This is a genomic window from Nonomuraea sp. CA-143628 (genome assembly GCF_050942315.1).
In the GTDB taxonomy this organism is placed as follows: Bacteria; Actinomycetota; Actinomycetes; order Streptosporangiales; family Streptosporangiaceae; genus Nonomuraea.
Map to the genome: position 1 here is coordinate 9,493,963 of NZ_CP192072.1, position 19,998 is coordinate 9,513,960.

Annotated in this window: 15 protein-coding genes; 2 read left to right on the forward strand and 13 right to left on the reverse strand. The window is 71.4% G+C overall.

The genetic code is table 11. From position 1 onward, the window contains the following. The first annotated feature begins 55 nt into the window (after window positions 1-55). Window positions 56-547 (forward strand): hypothetical protein, encoded by a 492-nt coding sequence (locus tag ACQP2T_RS43160; RefSeq protein ID WP_433510633.1) that lies wholly within the window; start codon window positions 56-58, stop codon window positions 545-547. Between the two features lie 10 nt (window positions 548-557). On the opposite strand, the gene ACQP2T_RS43165 is transcribed toward ACQP2T_RS43160, so the two are convergent. The 12 genes from ACQP2T_RS43165 to ACQP2T_RS43220 are packed head-to-tail and all read right to left on the reverse strand — an operon-like array spanning window position 558 to window position 14,126. Further along, window positions 558-1,814 carry a phenylacetate--CoA ligase family protein gene (locus tag ACQP2T_RS43165; RefSeq protein ID WP_433510634.1) on the reverse strand — a complete coding sequence of 419 codons (1,257 nt, stop codon included), beginning with the start codon at window positions 1,812-1,814 and terminating at the stop codon, window positions 558-560. A gap of 9 nt (window positions 1,815-1,823) precedes the next feature. Beyond that, window positions 1,824-3,155 carry an MFS transporter gene (locus ACQP2T_RS43170; protein ID WP_433510635.1) on the reverse strand — a complete coding sequence of 444 codons (1,332 nt, stop codon included), beginning with the start codon at window positions 3,153-3,155 and terminating at the stop codon, window positions 1,824-1,826. After that, window positions 3,152-3,556 carry a hydroxyphenylacetyl-CoA thioesterase PaaI gene (gene paaI, locus ACQP2T_RS43175; RefSeq protein ID WP_433510636.1) on the reverse strand — a complete coding sequence of 135 codons (405 nt, stop codon included), beginning with the start codon at window positions 3,554-3,556 and terminating at the stop codon, window positions 3,152-3,154. The genes ACQP2T_RS43170 and paaI overlap by 4 nt, the downstream gene beginning before the upstream one ends. Further along, window positions 3,553-4,401, reverse strand: a complete 849-nt coding sequence (locus ACQP2T_RS43180) for an SDR family NAD(P)-dependent oxidoreductase (RefSeq protein WP_433510637.1) — start codon at window positions 4,399-4,401, stop codon at window positions 3,553-3,555. Before ACQP2T_RS43180 ends, paaI begins: the two co-directional genes overlap by 4 nt. Continuing rightward, window positions 4,398-5,651 carry an MFS transporter gene (locus tag ACQP2T_RS43185; RefSeq protein WP_433510638.1) on the reverse strand — a complete coding sequence of 418 codons (1,254 nt, stop codon included), beginning with the start codon at window positions 5,649-5,651 and terminating at the stop codon, window positions 4,398-4,400. Before ACQP2T_RS43185 ends, ACQP2T_RS43180 begins: the two co-directional genes overlap by 4 nt. Beyond that, entirely contained in the window at window positions 5,648-6,877 is a 1,230-nt protein-coding gene (locus tag ACQP2T_RS43190; RefSeq protein ID WP_433510639.1) for an AMP-binding protein, read from the reverse strand. The genes ACQP2T_RS43185 and ACQP2T_RS43190 overlap by 4 nt, the downstream gene beginning before the upstream one ends. Then, a complete protein-coding gene (locus tag ACQP2T_RS43195) occupies window positions 6,874-7,866 on the reverse strand; it encodes an ATP-grasp domain-containing protein (RefSeq protein WP_433510640.1) in 993 nt (330 codons plus the stop codon). The genes ACQP2T_RS43190 and ACQP2T_RS43195 overlap by 4 nt, the downstream gene beginning before the upstream one ends. After that, on the reverse strand, window positions 7,863-9,221 hold the full coding sequence (locus ACQP2T_RS43200; protein ID WP_433510641.1) for a KamA family radical SAM protein: 1,359 nt from the start codon (window positions 9,219-9,221) through the stop codon (window positions 7,863-7,865). Before ACQP2T_RS43200 ends, ACQP2T_RS43195 begins: the two co-directional genes overlap by 4 nt. Before the next feature lie 8 nt (window positions 9,222-9,229). Then, window positions 9,230-10,930, reverse strand: coding sequence for a class I adenylate-forming enzyme family protein (locus ACQP2T_RS43205; RefSeq protein ID WP_433510642.1), 1,701 nt, complete (start codon window positions 10,928-10,930; stop codon window positions 9,230-9,232). Beyond that, window positions 10,923-12,263 (reverse strand): flavin monoamine oxidase family protein, encoded by a 1,341-nt coding sequence (locus ACQP2T_RS43210; protein WP_433510643.1) that lies wholly within the window; start codon window positions 12,261-12,263, stop codon window positions 10,923-10,925. The genes ACQP2T_RS43205 and ACQP2T_RS43210 overlap by 8 nt, the downstream gene beginning before the upstream one ends. After that, entirely contained in the window at window positions 12,260-12,496 is a 237-nt protein-coding gene (locus ACQP2T_RS43215) for a phosphopantetheine-binding protein (protein WP_433510644.1), read from the reverse strand. The genes ACQP2T_RS43210 and ACQP2T_RS43215 overlap by 4 nt, the downstream gene beginning before the upstream one ends. 13 nt (window positions 12,497-12,509) lie before the next feature. Further along, window positions 12,510-14,126 carry an amino acid adenylation domain-containing protein gene (locus tag ACQP2T_RS43220; RefSeq protein WP_433510645.1) on the reverse strand — a complete coding sequence of 539 codons (1,617 nt, stop codon included), beginning with the start codon at window positions 14,124-14,126 and terminating at the stop codon, window positions 12,510-12,512. A 205-nt stretch (window positions 14,127-14,331) separates the two neighbouring features. Here ACQP2T_RS43220 and ACQP2T_RS43225 point away from each other — a divergent pair, with 205 nt between their 5' ends. Next, window positions 14,332-16,269 (forward strand): BTAD domain-containing putative transcriptional regulator, encoded by a 1,938-nt coding sequence (locus tag ACQP2T_RS43225; RefSeq protein ID WP_433510646.1) that lies wholly within the window; start codon window positions 14,332-14,334, stop codon window positions 16,267-16,269. On the opposite strand, the gene ACQP2T_RS43230 is transcribed toward ACQP2T_RS43225, so the two are convergent. Further along, entirely contained in the window at window positions 16,242-19,967 is a 3,726-nt protein-coding gene (locus ACQP2T_RS43230; protein WP_433510647.1) for a S8 family serine peptidase, read from the reverse strand. The genes ACQP2T_RS43225 and ACQP2T_RS43230 overlap by 28 nt on opposite strands. Window positions 19,968-19,998 lie beyond the last annotated feature (31 nt).

Here is a 19,998-nt window from a genome sequence, read left to right on the forward strand (position 1 = left end):
TTCATCCTTTCAATAGATGAATCTCCATGCAGGGAGCGGCGGGTTAAGGTGGCGCGTGATCTTATCCACTGTCATGACCGCGGCCCTGCTGGCCGCCCTGTTGCCCGGAGCGCCGACCGAGTTGGCGAAGGGGCCACGCGTGTTCCGTAACGTCAACGCCGGCATGTGCCTGACCTACGGCACCTATCTGCCGACCGGCCAGACCATCGCCGCCGTTGGAAACTGCACCCACTCCATGTACACATTGTGGAAGCGCACCGCCCGCTCCCAGTTCGCCGCCGGCTCGATGTGCCTCGGCCGGCCGACCGGTCCGGCCGACGAGAGGAAGGTCCTCGTTGGGCGATGCGCGAGCGACGCCAAGGGACAACGACTGACCTTCACCAAACTCGGCACCGAGGCCGACGGCGACCACTACATGGTGAACTGGCAGGGCACCGCGCCAGGACTCTGCCTGGCCGCGAACCTCAAGGGCCAGGTCTTCCCCAACCCCTGCGAGCGCGTGGGCGGAAACACGACCTGGGTGGTCGTCCGCTTCGCCATGGACTGACCTCGCCGGGTCAGGACCCGAGGCGTTCGTCCACGACCTGCAGGACCTTCCCCGTACGGGGATGCAGCGCCAGCTCCGAAGGCCGCACCCACTCGACCGTCAGCGGATGGACGCCCCCTTCCTCCACCGTCTGGGGATACAGCGGCCTGGCCGCGTACACGGCGTCGATGAGCCGCTGCGTCAGCTCGGGCGGCGGCTCCTCGGTGCAGGCCAGCCGCAGCGTCAGCCCGTCCTTGCCGTTCCAGCGGCGCTGCACCATCTGCATCCCCGACATGGCCCGGTCCGGGTCCGCCGCGATGAGGACCGCGCGGATGGCCTCCGTCGACATCGACACCGTCTCCACCCTGGCGCCCTCGGCCGACCTGCCGAGCAGCCGGAATCCGCGGCAGTCCGCGTCGGTCCACTCCGCCAGGTCGCCGGCCGGATAGCGGATGATCGGCATCAGCGTCCTGAACAGATTGGTGACGATCACCCGGCCGGGTACGCCGGGCACGGTGATCGGCTCGCCGGTCGAGTCGTCGATCAGCTCCACCAGGGTGCGGTTGGCGAAGGCCTCGTGCACGCGCACGTCGTCGCCCGGCACCGGGCCACCGACCAGCCCGGCGTCCACCGAGGCGTATCCGAGCGAGGCGATCCTGGCCCCGGGGAACGCCTTGGCCAGCTGGGGACGCAGATCGTCGAAGAGGAAGTCCCCGGCGAACAGCAGCAGCTCCACCGTGTCGGCCACCTGCCCCCGGGCGGTCACCGCGTCGGCCACGGTGGCGAGCTTCATCGGCGGACCCGCCAGCACGTCGACGCCGAAGTACGCGATCAGGTCGGCCACGGAGTCGTCGGGGGCGTGGCAGGCGATGGGCAGCCGGACGTTCTCCACCGGGGCGTTGTGCAGCGAGTGCTCGATGTAGAGGAAGCCGCCGTACATCTCGCCGGCCGAGAACAGGTTCGCCACCCGGTGCCCCGGCTTCAGCCCCGCCCGGACCATGCCCGCGCCGAACGCGGTCACCGAGTCGGCGTGCTCCGTGCGGGTCCACGGGGAGAACTTCGGCGCGCCGGTGGTGCCGCCGGAGGTGTACACGCCGGCGTCGGTCAGCGGGCCGGTCAGCAGCCGGTTGTCCGGGTAGACGTTCGCGGCCCAGAAGGCCGTCTGGTCGATGATCGGCAGCTGGGCGAGGTCGGAGGCGCCGTCGGGCACGTCGCGGTACGCCTCGGCGTAGAAGGGCGAGTGGCGGCGGGCGAAGTCGACCAGGTCACGCAGGGATTTGGCGGGCATGTGTCGCTCCTAGATTCGGCTGTGGGCCAGATTGGGGACCCGAGTCAGCACCCGGCGGCGGTAGAACCACCAGTTCGTCGCCAGGAACACGGCGTAGCCGCCGACGAACACGTACAGCGCCAGGTCGATGGATCCGGTCTGGCCGATGGAGATGGCGAAACCGCGCGGGATGAGGAACCCGCCGAACGCGCCGATCGACGAGGCGATGCCGATGGCCGCCGCGGCCTCCCGCCGGGCGCGCAGCCGGGCGTCCGGCTCGCCGTGCTCCGCCTGGGCGGTGAAGATCGCCGGAATCATCCGGTACGTGGACCCGTTGCCGATCCCCGAGGCGGTGAACAGCAGCAGGAACGCCCCCAGGAAGAGCGGGAACCCGTGCTGCCCGAGCCCCGCGAGCGCGCCGATGACCCCCGCCGCCATGGCCATGAAGGACCACGCGGTGACCCTGGCACCGCCGTACCTGTCGGCCAGCCACCCACCGACCGGCCGCGACAGCGAGCCGACCAGGGGGCCGAGGAAGGCGAAGTACGGCGACGCGGACTCGGCGAACGTCGCTTTGACGACCAGCGGGAACGCCGCCGAATAGCCGATGAAGGAGCCGAAGGTGCCGATGTAGAGGAAGGACATGACCCAGGTGTGCTTGCGCAGGAACGCCTTCCCCTGGGTGCCGAAGTCGGTCTTCGCCACGGCCAGGTTGTCCATGAAGAAGTACGCGCACAGCGCGGCGGCCACGATCGGCACGACCCACACCAGACCGGCGTACACCAGACCGGCCGTCGCCACGAGCGGGATCAGCGCCTGCACCACGGCCACTCCCAGGTTGCCGCCGGCCGCGTTCACACCCAGCGCGAACCCCTTGCGCCGCTCGGGATAGAAGTAGGAGACGTTGGCCATCGAGGAGGCGAAGTTCCCGCCGCCGAACCCGGCCGCCGCCGCGGCGATCAGGAACATCCAGTACGGGTGTGCCGTGTCCGTGACCAGCCAGGCGAGCAGCCCCACCGGCACCAGGAGCAGCAGCGCGCTGGCCACGTTCCAGTTGCGGCCGCCGAAGGCCGAGACCGCGAAGGTGTACGGCAGCCGCAGCGTGGACCCGACCAGATTCGGCACCGCCACCAGCCAGAAGAGCTGGTCGACGGTGAAGGTGAACCCCGCTTTGGGGAGGATGACGACGATCGCGCTCCACAGCAGCCAGATCGCGAAGCCGAGATGCTCCACGAAAATGGAGAAGACCAGGTTCCTGGTGGCGACGCGGCGCCCGGTGGCCGCCCAGAAGCCGGGGTCCTCCGGCTCCCAGTGGTCGATCCAGCGCCCGGTCCGGCGGGTCGCCGGCCGCTGCCCGTTCATGAGTGCTTCCCTTCGTCGAGCCGGCCGGAGACCGTCACGCTCTGGCCGCGGAACTCCGCGACGATCTCGCCCGCCGGGCGGCGTACGGTCACGTCGTAGACGCCGTTCCTGCCGTACCTGACGCGCTCCGCGGCCTCGGCGACCAGCTCGTCACCGGCCGCGGCCGGGCGCAGGAACGTCACCTGCGCGCTGTGCGCCAGCGTGACGCGGCCGTAGGAGTTGCAGGCGTACGCGAAAGCGGCGTCGGCGAGCAGGAACAGGTAGCCGCCATGGGCGATGCCGTGGCCGTTCACCATCTCGTCGGTGATGCGCATCCGCAGCCGCGCCCGGCCGGCGGCCACCTCCTCCAGCGCGATGCCGAGCGCGCGGCAGGCCGGGTCCTCGGTGGTCATACCGTTCATACCGGGCCCCCGATCCAGGTCCTGGCCTGCGCCTGGACGGCCGACCCGTCCGAATCGGCGAGCTTGCGCGCCAGGTACGCCGCCACCCACTCGCTGGTGGGGACCCGGAACGGCGGCTCGTCCTCGCTCAGCGCGCGCACCACCACTTCGGCCACCTCCCACTTGGACTGGCCGGCTCCCTCCCAGCCCGCGCCGCGCACCCAGTCGAGGTAGCCGTCGAACGTCCGCGCGTACGGCCCCGAGGCCGCCCGGATGGTCCCCCGGTTGATGTCCGGAAAAATCCCGAACTCGGTGTCTGGTACGAAGCCGGGCACGACCACGCTGACCCGCACCCCGTGCGCCGCCGCGACCGGCGCCAGGCTCTCCATGAACCCTTCGACGGCGCACTTCGCCGCCGCGTACGCCTCGTTGAACGGCTGGCCCACGACGCCGTGCACGCTGCCGATGGTCAGCAGGCGGCCACGGGCGGCACGCAGCAGCGGCATCGCGACCCGGCTCACTGCTATGACGCCGAAGAAGTTCACCTCCAGGTTGGCTCGCAGGGCCTTCATGGTGGACATCTCCATCGTCGGGTCGAAGTTGGAGACGCCGGCGTTGTTGACCACCGCGTCCAGCCGCCCGTACTCCTCCCGGACGCCCTGGAGGCACGAGTCGATGGACGCGGAGTCGGTGACGTCCAGACGGCGGATGTCCAGCGTGATCCCGGCCTGGTCGGCCACTTCACGCAGCGCGCCGTCCTTGTCCGGGTCACGCATCGTGGCTACCACGGTGAATCCGGCCCTGGCGGCGGTGACCGCGGTCGCCAGGCCGATTCCGGACGACGTACCGGTGATCAGCACGATCATGCCGGGCTCTCCTCAAGGTTCTTGGCGCGGTTCATCAGCGGCTGGATCCCCACCGCGGGCAGGAAGGAGAACGCGGCCAGCAGTGTGCCGGCGACCATGACCACCTTGGCCGCGTCGAGCACGCCCAGGCTCCCGGTCAGCAGGGTGACCGCCGTGCCGCCGACGAGCGCGGCCAGCGGGATCACTCCCCAGGTCACGGTGCGGAAGGCCGCGTGCATCACGCCCTGGTTCTCGGCCGTCATCCGCGACTGGCGGATCGGGGCGCTGCAGACGTTGATGCACGACATGAAGAAGCCGTAGCAGCCGAACGTCACGCCGATCACGGGCGCGGCGGGCAGCGCGGGCGCGGCGAGGATGCCCAGGCCGACCAGGCAGTGCAGCAGCAGTCCCCAGGCCATGGTCCGGCCGAGACCCAGCCGGTCGCTGATCTTGGGCGCGACGAGCGCGCCGATCACCGCGCCGCCCGCCCCGGCCGACATCGCCGCCCCGAACACACCCACCGAGATGCCCAGGCCCTGGTAGGCGAGCACCGGCAGGACCGTGACGAAGATCGGGCCGCCCGAGTTCAGGGTCACGGCCGCGATGACCACCCGGCGCAGCACCGGATCGGCCCAGTTCAGCCGGAACCCCAGCACCAGCCGCGACCACACGGAACCCTGCTGGACGGCCTTGACCCCCCACGGCCGCATGGCGCGGAAGCACGCCGCCGAGACCAGGTAGCTGGCCGCGTCGACGAGCAGCGCGGCCACCCCGAGCACGTGGTACAGGCCCGCGGCGATCGACGGCCCGGCCACCTCGGACACCGTGCTGCTGCCCTCAAGGCGCGAGTACGCCCGCACCAGCTTGTCCTCCGGCACCGTGGTGGGCACGGCGACGAGGTAGCCGACGTTGAAGAAGATCGTCGCGCCGCTGATCAGCGCCACGCAGACGAACAGCAACGGCGTCGACAGCACGCCGAACCAGTAGGCCACGGGGATCGCCGTCACCGCCACCAGCCGTACGACGTCGCACATCAGCATGGTCAGGCGCTTGTCCCACCGGTCGACCAGCACCCCGGCGACCGGCCCCAGCACGGGGATGCCGAGGTACTGGGCCATGGCCACGACGCCCACCTCGAACGCGGAGGCGTGCAGCACGAAGATCATCAGGGTCGGGACCACGAACACCGTGACCCGGTCGCCGACGAGGCTCACCGTCTGGCCGCCCCAGTACAGGTTGAACTGCCTGCCCAGGGACTCCGGTAACCTCACGGCTCCTCCCGTACGACGAAGCCGGCGGTCTTGCCGGTGCGCTCGTTGCTGATCAGCGCGTCGACGGCCGTGACCCGGAAGGCGTGCGGGTCGTGCTGGAAGGCCGTGCTGATCGTGAACGTCGCGGACATGAGCTCCGCGCGCAGCCGTTCGGGCAGGTCCAGTGGCGCGTCCGCGTCGGTCAGCAGCAGCACGTCCACCGTGGACACCCGGCCGCGCTGCTCGGTGATGAGGATCTGCGCGCGGGAGACGCCCGGCTCGCGCTCCGCCTGGGCGACGATGTCGTCCACGTGCAGCCCCAGCCCGCGTACCTGCACCACCGAGTCGCGGCGGCCCAGCACCCGCAGCGCCCGGTCCTCCCGGCCGCACTCGCAGGTGACGAAGCGGCCGGCGTCGCCGGTGCGGTAGCGCAGCACCGGGTTGAGCATGTCCGAGTCGAGCGTGGTGAAGTCCAGCAGCTCGTCGGCGTCGGTGTGCACGAGTTGCGCGGGCAGCGGGTGGAAGACGTCCGCTGGGCACCGCGGGGTGTTGGTGCCGATCACCCAGGTCTCCGTGCTGCCGAACATGCCCCAGCGGCGCGCGTCCGGCGCCACCACGGCCATGTCCTCGTCGAGCTGGGGGTGCCACGCCTCGCCGAGCCAGAGCACCTTGCGCAGCGCGGGCAGGCGTACGCCGCTGGCCCGCGCGTGCGCGAACCACAGCCGCAGCACGCTGGGGGTGCCGCCGAACGCGGTCACGCTCTGGGCGGCGAAGAACGACAGCCAGTCGCCGTACTCCTCCTTCGTCACCGAGCCCAGCGCGATGACCCGGCAGCCGGAAAGGTCGGCGAAGGCCCCGGCCAGGAAGTGGGCGCCCCACATGCGGCCGGCGCCCCAGCCGTTGACGAAGACGTCGTCCGGCTCCAGCGGACGCCACTGCTCGTACACGCCGGCCATGTAGAACCCGGTGGGCGCGTAGCCGACCTTGGGCGCGCCGGTGCTGCCACCGCTCTGGAACAGCCAGGTGGCGCCCTGCTCGGCCTTGGGCGTCAGGTGCGCCAGCGCCACGTTCAGGTCGTCCTTCACCAGCGGGGGCAGCGCGGCGACGTCCTCCAGCGTGAGCAGCTTGTCGCAGCCGGCGTAGCGCGGCGCCAGCGCGGGCACGGTCTTGAGCCGCTCCAGGGCTCGGCGCGGGACGCGCAGACGCTGCTCGGCCGCCTCGGGCGACAGTGAGAACGATTCGGTCATTTCTTCACCTGACTTTCGGTCAGCCAGCGGGTGTGGGCGTCGCGGTAGGCCGTCCAGCGGGCCCGGGTGACCTCGCGCTGGAGCGTGCGGTGCGGGTCGCCGTAGTCCGGGGCGATCACACCGTCGGGTTCGAGCTCGGAGAACCAGTACCGCTCGCCGTCGAACAGGAAGTCGACGCAGAAGAAGGGGATGGGCAGCTTCTCGTAGAAGTACGCCGTCGCCTCGGCCAGCTCGGGCGGGACCGGCGGGAACTCCATCGCGCCGCCCCGGCTGGCGTTGGCGACCGGCGAGCCGGGCTCGGGGATCCGCTTCATCACGGCGTACGGCTCGCCGTCGACGACGTAGACCCGGTAGTCGACCGTGCCGTCACCCAGGTAGGGCTGGATCACGAGCGTGGTGTCGCCGCCCTGCGCGAGGCTGGCCAGGCCGCGGATCTCCTCGGCGTCGCGGGCCAGGTTCACCCCGCCGCCGCCGCACCAGCCGGACGGCTTGACGATGGCCGGGTAGGTCAGGTTCGCCAGCGCCACCTCGTACAGGTGCTTGCTGGTGTCCCGGCCGGTTCCGATGCGCAGGGTGGGCACCGGCGGGATGGGCGAATCGTGCAGGTAGAGGACCGTGGCCAGCTTGTCGTTGGCGATGGGCGACAGGCTCGGCGGGAACGACAGGTAGAAGCCGGCCTGTTCCAGCACGGCGTACAACGCGTACTGGTTGAAGACGTCCATGGACTGGTAGGGCAGCGAGTACAACGCGGTGATGAAGAGCGTGTCCTCCGGGGTGACGAGTTCGTCGTCCACGTAGACGCGCGGTTTGCCGGACTCCAGGCCGTCGACCGTCACCGCGTCCGGGGAATGCCGGCACCAGCTCAGGCCGAGCTCGGCGGCCACCTCGGCGTAGAGGTCCCAGAAGAAGGGGTGCCACATCGCGGTGCCCCGGGTCGACTCGCGATCGGGAAAGATCCAGCACATGCGGCGCAGCGTGCTCGGGGTCATGGTCGTCCCTCTCCGTCGGCCCACCAGCGGCGGCCCGGCTCGGGCAAGGTGTCGATCGGGTCGTAGAAGGGGAACAGGCGGTCCTCGACCGGCTGGAGGCCGATTCCGTGGTTCTGGCTCCAGTACGAGATGCCGCGTTCCCGGTCGTACTCCACCACCTGGTGCACCCAGCGCTTGCCGACGTACGGCACGTCGCACACCAGCCGCGGCGTCGCGTAGCCGGGGAGGTAGCCCATGATGGCTTCCTGCAGCCGCTGGGCCTGGTGGACCGGGATCCGCCAGTGTTCGGCGTTGGGGATCAGGTCGCAGAGGTAGAAGTAGTAGGGCAGGATCCCGGCCTCGCCCTGGAGCGCGAAACACAGGTCCAGCAGGTCGTCCGTGGTGGTGTTCACGCCCCGCAGGAGCACGCCCTGGTTGCGCACGTCCCGCACGCCCGCCTCGAACATGGCCCGCGCCGCCTCGGCGACCAGCGGTGTCACCGACCGCGCGTGGTTGGCGTGGGTGTGGATGGCCAGGTTCACGCCGCGGGCGCGGGCGATGGCGGCCACCCGGCCCATCCCCTCGACCACGCGGGGCTGGAGCCAGTGCTGGGGCAGGCCGACCAGCGCCTTGCTGGCCAGTCGGACGTCCCGGACGGACTCCAGTTCGAGCAGCCGCAGCAGGAACGCCTCCAGCCTCTGCCACGGCAGGTTGGCCACGTCGCCGCCGGAGACCACCACGTCGCGCACGCCGGGCGTGCGCTTGAGGTAGTCCAGCATCAGCTCCTGCCGGTCCACGGGCTTGAGCGCGAGCCGGGCCTTGACGACCTGCGGCGTCGAGGTGCCGACCAGGTCCATCCGGGTGCAGTGCCCGCAGTACTGCGGGCAGGTGGACAGCAGCTCGGCCAGCACCTTCGTCGGGTAGCGGTGGGTCAGCCCCTCCACCACCCACATCTCGGCCTCGTGCAGCGAGTCGCGGCGGGCGCGCGGATGGCTGGGCCAGACCGGATGCCGGTCGGAGCGGACCGGCAGCAGGTAGCGGCGGACCGGGTCCGCCAGGAAGGCCCGGGTGAACGCGGCCGGATCGCTCACGGGCTCCGGCGCCATCACGTTGAGCAACTGCGGCGTGATCAGCATGGACATGGTCGCGAACCGGGCCACGTCGGCCGCCAGATCAGCGTAGAAGGAGCCCTGGAGCAGGTCGCCCACCACGGCGCGCAACTGCCCGGCGTTCTTCACGCAGTGGGCGCGCTGCCACTGGGCATCGCGCCACTGCGCGTCGGTGACGCCGCGCCAGCCCGGCAGCCGTCGCCAGTCCGGCTCGACGAGCGGACGGCGCACATAGGTGTACGGGCCGCGGGCGGCGTCGGCGTTCATCTGATGACTCATCCGGTGAACAGCACCGCGTGGCGGGTACGAAGCTCGCGCTTGAGCACCTTGCCCGTGGGGCCGAGCGGATAGTCCTCCTCGCTCCGCGCGATGATCACGGTGGCGAGCGTGGCCAGACCGGCGTCGGCGAGGGCCTTGTTCGCCTTGTCCATGACCTCCTCGGCGGTGACGTCAGCGGCGGCGGCCTGCGGCCGCACCACGGCGATCGGGCGCTGCCCCTCCCCCGCCTTGCCGGGCACGCCCACGACCGAGCAGTCCTGGACGAGGTCGGCGCAGTCGGCGATGAGGATCTCCTCGATGGGCAGGCTGTAGACCGGCCCCGTCGCGGTGTCGATGACATCCACGGTGCGGTCGAGGTGGTAGAAATTGCCCTCGCTGTCCCGGCGCGCCACGTCCCCGGTCAGCCAGTAGCCGTTGAGCTCGAAGCTGCTGGTCAGGCGCGGGTCGTTCCAGTAGCCCGGCGTACGCGAGGGGGTGATCACGGCCAGCAGGCCGACGGTGCCGTCGGGCACCTCCTCGCCGTTCTCGTCCAGCACCGCGGCCTTGATCACCGCGTCCTGCGCCTTGCCCACGCACCGGTCGTCGCGCGGGGTCTCCGGCGCGGTCACCTGGCCGAAGAGCGCCATCCCCATCTCCGAGGAGCCGAGCCCGTCGACGAACTGAGAGCCGGGCAGCGACTCGCCGGCCTCGCCCTGCGGAAGCAGCCACGACTTGATCAGGCCGGCGGGCCGCTCGCCGAGCTCGACCAGCCGCCTGATGTGCCCGTAGTGGGCGCTGTCTCCGGTGTTGAACCAGGAGTGGACCTTCGCCGCCCCCTTGACCGGCAGCTCACCGGTGGCCAGCTCCACGAACGTCCGGGGGAAGGAGGCCACCATGGTCGGCTGGAAGGCCTCCATCACCGGCTCCACGGCCGTGCGCCGCCAGTCCGCCATGACCACGGTCGGCAGTCCGAGCAGCACCGCCGTGAGGAAGTAGCTGAGCCCGCCGGCGTGGGTGTGCGGCATGAGCGACATCAGCTTGTCGTACGGCTCGGCGGGGAAGCGCAGCATCCGCGGCTGCTTGCCGTCCCAGAAGCTGCGGTGCCCGAGCGTCGTCGACTTCGGGGTGCCGGTGGTGCCGGAGGAGTGGATCAACGCCACGATGTCGTCGGGAGCGTGCTGGTAGGGGTACTCCTCCGGTAAGTGGCCGGAGTCGGCGTCGTAGGCCCGCACCTCGGCGGCCAGGGCGATGAATCTGGGCCTGGTCTGCGGGGCGTTGCGATAGGCCATCTGCAGCCTGGTCGTGTCGTCGGCGACGATGCCGACGACGCCCACGTGGTCGAGGTAGCGGACCATGACGTCGGCCCGCATCGCGTCGTTGATCATCGTCGGGATGGCGCCGAGCGCCGTGAGCGCCAGGAAGTGGAGCAGCGGTTCGAGCCCTTCGGCCACCACGATGCCCACCGGCTCGCCGGGCTGTACGCCGTTGGCCCGGTACCACTTGGCGTACCGGTCGCGCAGCGCCGTGAGGTCGACCAGGCTGTGGCCGCGCAGCACCACCCGGCCACGATGGTCGTTGTGGTGGCTGTAGACGAACGGCACCGCCCGGTTCGGGTTGGCCGCCAGGGCGTGGTCGAGGAAGTTGCCGGCGCCCAGGCCGGGCTCGGTCATGAATCCCTGCCGGACGGCCAGGGGGGCGATGGACGTGCTGTCAGTCATGGATGTCCCTCCATCGGTACGTCGCGCTTATCTCCGCGGCCACCCGGTGCCCCGATCGGATGGCTCCTTCCATCAGTCCGAAGAACTCCGTGCTCGTCTCGGTGCCGGCCCAGTGCACCCGCCGGTAGGGGGCCGTCAGCCGCGGGCCGAGCCGCGGCCAGTCGCCCGGCCCGAACAGCGCCGCGTAACAGCCCCGGCTGTAGCGCTCGTGGACCCAGTCGGTGACGTGGCAGCCGATCGGCTCCGGCAAGCCGGGGAACAGCCGCGCGGCCTGGGCGACCGCCTGCTCGCGCTGCTCGGCGGCGGGCAGCGCGGCGTATCTGTACGCCTCCCTGCCGGTCACGAACCCGGTCAGCACGCCCACCCCGCCATCCGCCGGCGAGTCGTCCACGGTGGACAGCAAGGGGCCGCGCGCGTTGACCGACCAGCCGGACAGCCCCTGCTCCCGCCAGGCCGGCGACGGGTACACCAGGTGGACCTTCACCGCGCAGCCGGGCGCCGTACGCTCGCCGGAGCGGGGCGCGGGCAGCCCTGGCCGGTGGTCGATCGCGTCGGCCAGCGTCGGCGGCACCGCGACGACCACGGCCTGGGCCCGCACCGATCCGGTCGAGGCGTCGACGGTCACTCCGTCGTCGTCCTGGTGGATCGCGCGCACCGGCGCGCCGAGCCGCACCCGGTCGCCCAGCCCGGCGGCCAGCCGCCGGCACACCTGGTGCGCGCCGCCGTCGATCCGGTCCTCCTGCGCGCCGCCCGCGAAGGCGTTCAGGTAGCGGATCCCGCCGCCCGAGCGCAGGTAGAAGGCCATGTGCAGGACGGACACGTCCGCCGGGTCGGCGGCCATCATCTCGCCGAGGAACAGCGGGAAGAACAGCCGCGCGTCCGGATGACGCAGGTGCTCGCGCGCCCACTCGGCCGCGGTCAGCGCGTCCAGCCGGGCGGCGCCCGCCGACAGCCAGGGGGCGTCCGCGCGCACCCCGCGGTCCAGCTCGTCCAGCGCGTCGAACAGCTCGCCGAGCGCGACCGCCGACAGCGGCGGGAACCGGCCGGCCCGGGTCTGGCCCTCGCCGCCGAGCGCGAACCGGCTCGCGCCCGTCATGGTGGTCGGGGTGGTCTTCAGGTCCAGCTCGGCCAGCAGGGCGAGCAGGGCGGTGTGCCGGTCTCCCAGGTACGCGGCGCCCGCGTCCACCCAGACGCCCGGGGCGACCTCGATGCCGTGCGTACGGCCGCCGACCCGCTCACGTGCCTCGAGGACGGTGACCTCGACGCCGCTTGCCGCGAGGTCGGTGGCGGCGGTGAGCCCGGCCAGGCCGGCTCCCACGACGACGACACTCATGCCGGGCTCGCACTCTGCTCGGCGCTCGCGATCTTCTTGGCCAGGTCGCTCGGTGTCGGCGCGTCGAGGAAGTCGTCGAAATCCAGTTCAACGCCGCTGGTACGGGCTATCGCGCTCAGTACACGGGTGGCGAGCAGCGAATCCCCGCCCATGACGAAAAAGTCTGAGTCCGCGCTGACTTCCGGGTTCTCCAGGACGCGCTGAAATACCGCCGAGACGGCGTTGACATTCACGGAATGGTCTCCCTCAAACGGTGGCGGACGCGTATCGCCGATGCGAACCGGCCCGGTCGACTTTTCCGCTCGCCGTGTAGACGAGTTCGGGGACGACGGTGATCCGGCTGGGCACGAGATGACAGGGGACGCGGTCGCGCAGGTAGTCCCGGACATCGGCGGCCAGCGTCGTGTCGTCGTCGGTGGATGGGCCGGGGACGACGGTCGTGTCGTCAGCGGTGAGTGGGCCGGGGACCATGGTCGTGTCGTCAGCGGTAGGTGGGCCGGGGACGATGTAGGCCGCGAGCGTCGTGTGGTCGGCGACGGTGACGCCCGTCACCGCCACGGCGCTCACTCGCGGATGACCGGAGATCTGCGCCTCGACCTCGCCCGGATCGACCCGGATGCCGCGGATCTTGAGCTCGTGGTCGAGCCGGCCTTCGTGCGTGAGCGTGCCGTCGGGGGCCAGGCCGACCCGGTCGCCGGTACGGAAGTACAGCTCGGAGCCGAGCTCGACGAACCGCTCCGCCGTCGCCTCCGGCAGGCCCCGGTAGCCCAGCGCCAGTGACGGACCGCCGACCAGCAGCTCGCCGTCCTCGCTGACGTGCTGCCGGACGTGCGGCAGCGGCCGCCCGATCGGCACCCGCACCCCCGCTCCCCCGGCGGCCGGTTCGGTGGGGACCCGCTCCCCTGCCGCCAGCGGGCCGTGCAGGTCTATGGCGTGGGTGATGAGCGTCGTCTCCGTACACCCATAGGTGTTGACCAGGCGGATCCCGTCGGTGTCGAGCGCGCGCCAGTCGGCCAGCCGCGCCGCGCTCACGGCCTCCCCGCCGATGACGACCAGCCGGACGCAGGCGGGCAGCGTGGCCCCCTCGTCCACCAGGTGGCGCACCAGCTCGTGCCAGAACGCCGACGGGAGGTCCAGCACGGTGATCCCCTCGGCGGCGATCATGCGCAGCACGCGGTGGAACGATCCCGAGTGGGCGTGATCGTGGAAGACCAGCGTCGCGCCGGTGGTGAGGGTGGGCAGGATCTCCTCGAAGCAGGTGTCCCAGTTCAGAGACGCGAACTGCAGGACGCGGTCCTCGGGGGTGAGGCCGAACAGCTCCCGCAGCGCGCCGGTCACGACGGCGATGGCCCGCCTCGGGGTCACCACGGGCTTGGGCGCGCCGGTGGATCCGGACGTGAACAGGATGTAGGCCGGATCGTCCCCGGCGACGACGACCTCCGCGTCCGGGGTACGGGCGGCCCGGCCCGCTTCGGCGCGGGAGGGGAGATCGGGAAGATCCACCAGTCGCACGCCGGGGTCGGTGGGCTTGTTGGTGGGCTTGTTGGTGGTGGGGATCAGCGTCGTGCACCCGCTCGCCGACATCAGCGCCCGCCGCCTCGGCAACGGGAACGCCGGATCGATCGGTACGTACGTTCCGCCCGCCGCCAGGATGCCGAGCAGGGCGGCCACCGTCTCCGGCGACCGGGACGCCGGCACCCCGACGACCCCGGGACGCGGGCCCAGCCGCCGGCCGGTCGCGCGCGTCCACGCGTGGAGTTGGGCGTAGGTGAGAGTCCGGCCGTTGTACGCGATCGCCGGGCGGTCAGGATGGCGGCCGACCGCGCCGGCGAAGTCCTTGATCAGGTCGTACGGATAAAACAAGGTTGCCTCTTTCCGAGCCGACCCCGGGGAGCACCGCGCTATTTTCATCCCACGGTCATTCGACTTCGAATGCACCCCGGAGAACGCGTTCAGAGTGCCGCAGGGCGCTGCAGGGGGGCTTGATTCCGGAAGGATTTCTACTGGACTGCGTCTCGTGTCTTTCGTATGGCGGCCTGTAACCACGACGTGCCAGACGGGGAGCGATATGCCAGAAGGATTAGAGCTGCAGGGCCTCGGCCAAGCGCTGAAGATAGGACTGCTGGGAGCCGTGCGAGCGTGGCACGGACATCAGGAGGTTTTGCTCGGACCACCCCGGCAGCGGGCGGTGCTGGCCTTGCTGGCGCTGGAGGCGGGCCGGACCGTGTCGGTCGAACGATTAATCGAAGGGCTGTGGGGAGAGCGGGCCCCCACGGGCGCCCGGGGCATGGTGCAGGGGTATGTCTCGCGGTTGCGGCCCGCCCTGGCCAGGGCCAACGTCACGATCGCTTACTACTCGCAGGGTTACCTGCTCAGGCTCGCCGCTGAGCAGGTGGACGTGCACGAGTTCAGGAACGCGGTCGCCCGCGCGCGCACGATGGAGTCCGCCGAGGCACGGGCCGCCGGGCTGAGACGCGCGCTGGCGCTGTGGCGGGGCGAGCCCCTGAGCGGTGTCTCCGGCGGAGGGCTGCTGGACCTGCTGCGCGACGCCCTCGTCGAGGAACGGCTCGCGGTCACCGAGGAATGCCTGAACGCCGAGACGCGCGCGGGCCGCCACGCCGGACTGGTCCCCGAGCTGATCGCGCTCGTCGCGGAGAACCCCTTCCGGGAGGGCCTGGTCGGCTTGCTCATGCTGGCGCTGTACCGGGCGGGCCGGCGGGTGGACGCGCTGGAGCGCTACGAACGCACCCGGCGCCGCCTCATCGAGGAGCTGGGCCTGGACCCCAGTCCCGAGCTGCGGCAGCTTCGCCAGCGGATCCTCCGGGGGAAGGTCTCCACCATCAGGTCGCCCGACCTGTCCGCCCTCAACGAGACGGAGACTTGGGAGGCGTCGGCGACACCGGCGCAACTGCCGCCGGAGCCGGGGCAGTTCACCGGGCGGACGGCCGAGCTCCGTCTCCTGGACTCGGCCGCGACCGGCGGCGACACGGCGGCGATCTCCATGGTCACGGGCACGGGCGGGGTCGGGAAGACGGCGCTGGCCGTCCACTGGGGGCACCGGATGCGCTCCCTGTTTCCCGACGGCCAGCTCTACGTCAACCTGCGCGGCCACTCGCCGGAGCGTCCGCTGCGCCCGATCGAGGCGCTCGGGCAGTTCCTGCGCGGGCTCGGCGTGCCCGCCGAACGGGTGCCGCACGCGGAGGAGGAGGCCAGTGCCGCCTACCGCAGCCTGCTCGCCGACAGGAGGGTCCTGGTGATCCTGGACGACGCCGGCAGCGAGGAGCAGGTCCGTCCGCTCCTGCCCGGCGGCCGGCGCTGCGCCACCGTGATCACCAGCCGGGACCGGCTGACCGGCCTCGTCGCCCGGGACGGCGCGCTCCCCGTTCCGCTCGGCATGCTGGCCCCGGACGAGGCGGGCACCCTGGTCGGCCGGCTCCTCGGCGACGAGCGCCTGGCGGCCGAGCGGGACGCCGCCCGTGAGCTGGCCAGGGCCTGCGGCTACCTGCCGCTGGCGCTGCGCGTCGCGGCGGCCGGCGTGCTCGGCCGGCCCGCCGGGGGCATCGCCGGCCAGGTGCGCCGGCTCGCCGGGACCCGGCTGTCCTCGCTGGCGGTCAACGGGGATCCGCACGCGGCGGTACGCGGGGCGTTCGACCTGTCCTATCGCCGTCTGGACCCGCCGTCACGGCGGCTGTTCCGGCTGCTCGGCCTCGCCCCCGGGCCGACGTTCACCACCGAGACCGCCGCCGCGCTCTCCGGTGCGCCCCCGGGCGAGACCGACCTCCTGTTGTGCCGGCTCGCCGGCGCACATCTCATCGAGGAGAGTGAGCCGGGCCGCTACACCTTCCACGACCTGATGCGGGAGTACGCCCGCGAGCGGGCGCGGGCCGAGGAGAGCGAGCTCGACCGTACCCGCGCCGAGGCCCTGACGCGCCTCGCGCGCCCCCGGCGGGAGCCGGAGGCGCGCGATTCACTCCAGGATCAGGGCTTCTTCCAGGGCTCGAAGTAGGCCACCGTCGCGAAGTCGACCTCCAGCGCGTCGGGTGGGTTCCCGCCCGTCGCGCTCTCTCCGGTCACGAAGATCCGGACACCGGCACCGCCGGCCGTGTCCACGGCGAGCGCGTGCGCGTTGTCCGAGGCGCCGGCCGCGCCGTCGTAGTGGCCCGTCCAGGTCTGCCCGCCGGTCGCGGCGTCGTAGGCGATCGTCACGTAGTCGCCGCCCTTGGTCTCGTCGTCCGTGCTCTGACCGGTGACGACGACCTTGCCGCCGTCCGGAGTCACGGCGACGTCCCAGGCGACGTCGTCACCCTTCGCCTGACCGTCGTAGCGCTGGACCCAGGACCGCTTACCCGTGGCGGGGTCGTAGGCGATCGTGGTGTAGTCCGACCTCGTCCCTTCGCCCTCGGTGTTGCCGGTGACGTACAGCTTGCCGCCGCCGGGCGCCAGGGTGATGTCGTGCGGGTTGTCGCTGCCGTGCGCGGCGCCGTCGTAGCGGTCCGCCCAGATCTCCTTTCCTGAGGTGGTGTCGTAGGCGATCGTGGTCATGTCCGTCTGCGTGCTGGGGGCTTGGCTGGCTCCGGTGATGAAGACCGACTTACCGTCCTGGGCGACCGACATGCCGACGGGGATGTCGATGCTGTTCGCCGGGCCGTTGTGCCGGGCCGTCCAGAGCTGTTCGCCGGTGCGGGCGTCGTAGGCGACCGTGCCCCAGTCGGACAGGCCGGTGCCGGGCTCGCCCTGGCTCTGGCCGGTGACGACGAGCTTGGACCCGTCCGGCGTCACCTTGATCGCCCTGGCGTCGTCGGTGGCCGCTCCGGGCCCGTCGTAGTACGCGAGCCACGTACGCTCGCCGCTGTCGGCGTTGTAGGCGACCGTGAAGAAGTCGTCCTTGCCACCCTCGGCCAGCGTGGACATGCCGGTGACGTAGACGTTCTTCCCGTCGGGCCCGACCGTGATCGCGTTGGCGAAGTCCGACAGACCCGCCGGCCCGGTGTGCCGGGCGATCCAGCGCTCCTGGCCGGTGGCGGTGTCGTACGCGATCGTGACCGCGTCGTTGCCGGTCTCCTTCCCGGCGCTCGTACCGGTGACGAAGAGCTTGCTCCCGTCGGGGCTCACCTCGATCGCGTGCGGTTCGTCGTAGTTGCCCGCGGGGCCCGTGTAGCCCTTGCTCCACAGCTCGGCGCCGGTCGCCGCGTCGTAGGCGACGGTCTCGATCCGCGGGCTGAGCATGCCGGGCGTGGACCCGAAACTGGCGCCGGTCACGTAGACCCGCTTGCCCTTGGGGTCCAGGGCGATGAACTCGGCGGAGTCCTGCCCGCCCGTCACTCCGTGGGTGGCCGCCCATGTCTCGGACACCGGACGCAGGATGACGGGGACGCGCACGATGTGGCGGCCGTCCTTCCAGATGAGCCGCCCGCCCTGGTAGCTGTTCATCGGGGCGGTGGTGCGCGTGAAGGAGACCGTGAACGACTTCGTCTGCCCTGGCCGCAGCGTGATCCGGCTCGGCGTGACCTTGGCCGTGATCCCGGTCAGCCCGGCGGTGGAGGCGGTGTACGTGGCGGTCGAGCGACCGACGTTGGTGACCTTGCGGGTCACCGTCTGGGTGCCGGCCATGCGGCCGAGCGAGATCGAGGGCACGTTCAGATCACGTGCCTGGAGTGGGTAGCCCTTCTTGGCCAGCGCGGCGCAGACCTGGTCCGACACGCCCTTGGTCGTGGCGCACAGGAACGCGATCCAGTCCTTGACGCCGCTGTCGTAGACCAGGCCGGGGTCGGCGGCGCTGTTCGGGGTGACGTGGCCGGCACCCTGGCTGAAGATCACCGACGGGTCGGTGCCGGGGCCGTCGAGGATGTCGGAGCCGCTCGTCATCAGCGCCGACTTGATCGCCATCGGCGACCAGTCCGGGTGCAGATCCTTCAGCAGCGCGGCGAGCCCGGCGACGTGCGGGGCCGCCATCGAGGTGCCGCTGGAGATGTTGAACTCGGCCCCGTTGGCGCCCGGTGGCGCGAACGCGGCGAGGATGTCCTGCCCCGGAGCGATCACGTCCGGCTTCAGCAGGTCGCCGCCCGCGGCGTACAGCGGGCCGCGCGAGGAGAACTCCGCGACGTACGGAGCGGGTGTGTTGTTGTTGATCTTGGCCTGGTCGATCGTCGCCGTCGCGCCGTTGACGGCGGCGTAGTCCTTGACGGCCTGCCGGTCCTTGACGGCCAGGTGCACCGTGGGCAGGGAGTGGAGGTCGGCGTTGAGCGAGTTCTCGTCGGTGTTGATGAGGATCATGCCGACACCGCCCGCCTCGGCGACGGCCACGCTCTTGTTGACGCGGGGCGTCTCGCCGCGGTCGCAGACGACGATCTTGCCTTTCACCTTGGCCGGGTCGAGCACCGCCTTGCCCTCGTTGTCCCTGGCGGCGTAGCACTGCGCCAGCCGGGTCTGATCGACGCCGGGCAGCCCCGCCGCCGTGGCGTCGACGAGCGGCGCGGGCCCGGCCTTGGTGGCGGCCAGCGAGGCGCCGCTGTAGGTGGTGCCGTTGCCGAGCGTCGCCGTACCCTGCGTACCGCGGTTGTGCGTACCGGCCGCGACCGTGGTCACCCACGGAGACGGGTGCGCCACGGTGGCGGCGGCCGGGCCGCTGTTGCCGCCCGCGGCGGCGACGAAGACGCCCGCCTCCGCGGCGGACAGGAACGCCGTCTCCGCCGGGTCGAGGAAGTCCGTCTGCGTGCCCGAGACCGAGTAGTTGATGACGTCGACGCCGTCCGCCACCGCCTGGTCGATGGCGGCGACCAGGTCCGAGTAGTAGCCGTTGGCCGTCGAGGCGTCCTGCGTCGACCAGAGCGCCTTGTACGCGGCGATCCGAGCCCGCGGCGCGATGCCGCTGATCTTGCCGAACGCCGCGGCCGCCCCCGTCGCCCGCACCCCGTAGTTTCCGCCCGAGGTGGAGGAGGTGTGCGTGCCGTGCCCGTTGTAGTCGCGCGGCGACAGGAACTCCCAAGGGAGCTGCTCCTTGATTCCCGCGTCACCGCCCCACCCGGCGTCGAAGTGCTTGGCGGCGATCAGCTTGCCGTTGCACATCCCGCTGTTCCAGGAGTCGTCCGGGCCCCCGGTCGCGCACGTGCCGTGGAATCCGCGAACCGGGCCGTACGGCTTCCCGTCCGCGTCGCGGCCGTCGAAGCTCTTGCTGGACGGCCAGATGCCACTGTCGATCACGCCGATGACCAGGCCCTCGCCTGCGCCCTTGCTCCGGCGCTTCCCGGTGGGGCCGCCGAGCTGGTCCCAGAGTCCGCCGCGCGCGTCCAGCCCGAGGAAGGACGGCGTCGAGGACGTCTGCACCGACACCTTCTTGTCCTCGACCACGGTCACGACGTCGGACATCGCGCGTAGCTGGGACGCCTGGGACGCGGTCAGGCGGGCGGCGAAACCGCCGTAGGAGTAGGCGTACTCGTAGACCTTCTCGCCACCGACCTTCCTGAGCGCGGCGTCGTGCCGGCCGCGCAGGTGGTCGACGTACTTGGTCACCTCGGCGGACCGGGGATCGATCTTCTCGCCGCGCTGCGGCTTGGTCTCGGACAGCCCGGCCACATCCCCCTCGTACGTCACGACAGGGTCGGCGGCCATCCGCACGATGTAGGTCTTCTGCTGTTCCGGTTCGGCTTCCGCGCTCACCGGGCCGGGCCAGGCCGCTGCGGCCAGCGTCAATCCGGCTAATGCCATGGCCGCCACCAGCCGGCGGCGCCTGCGCGTT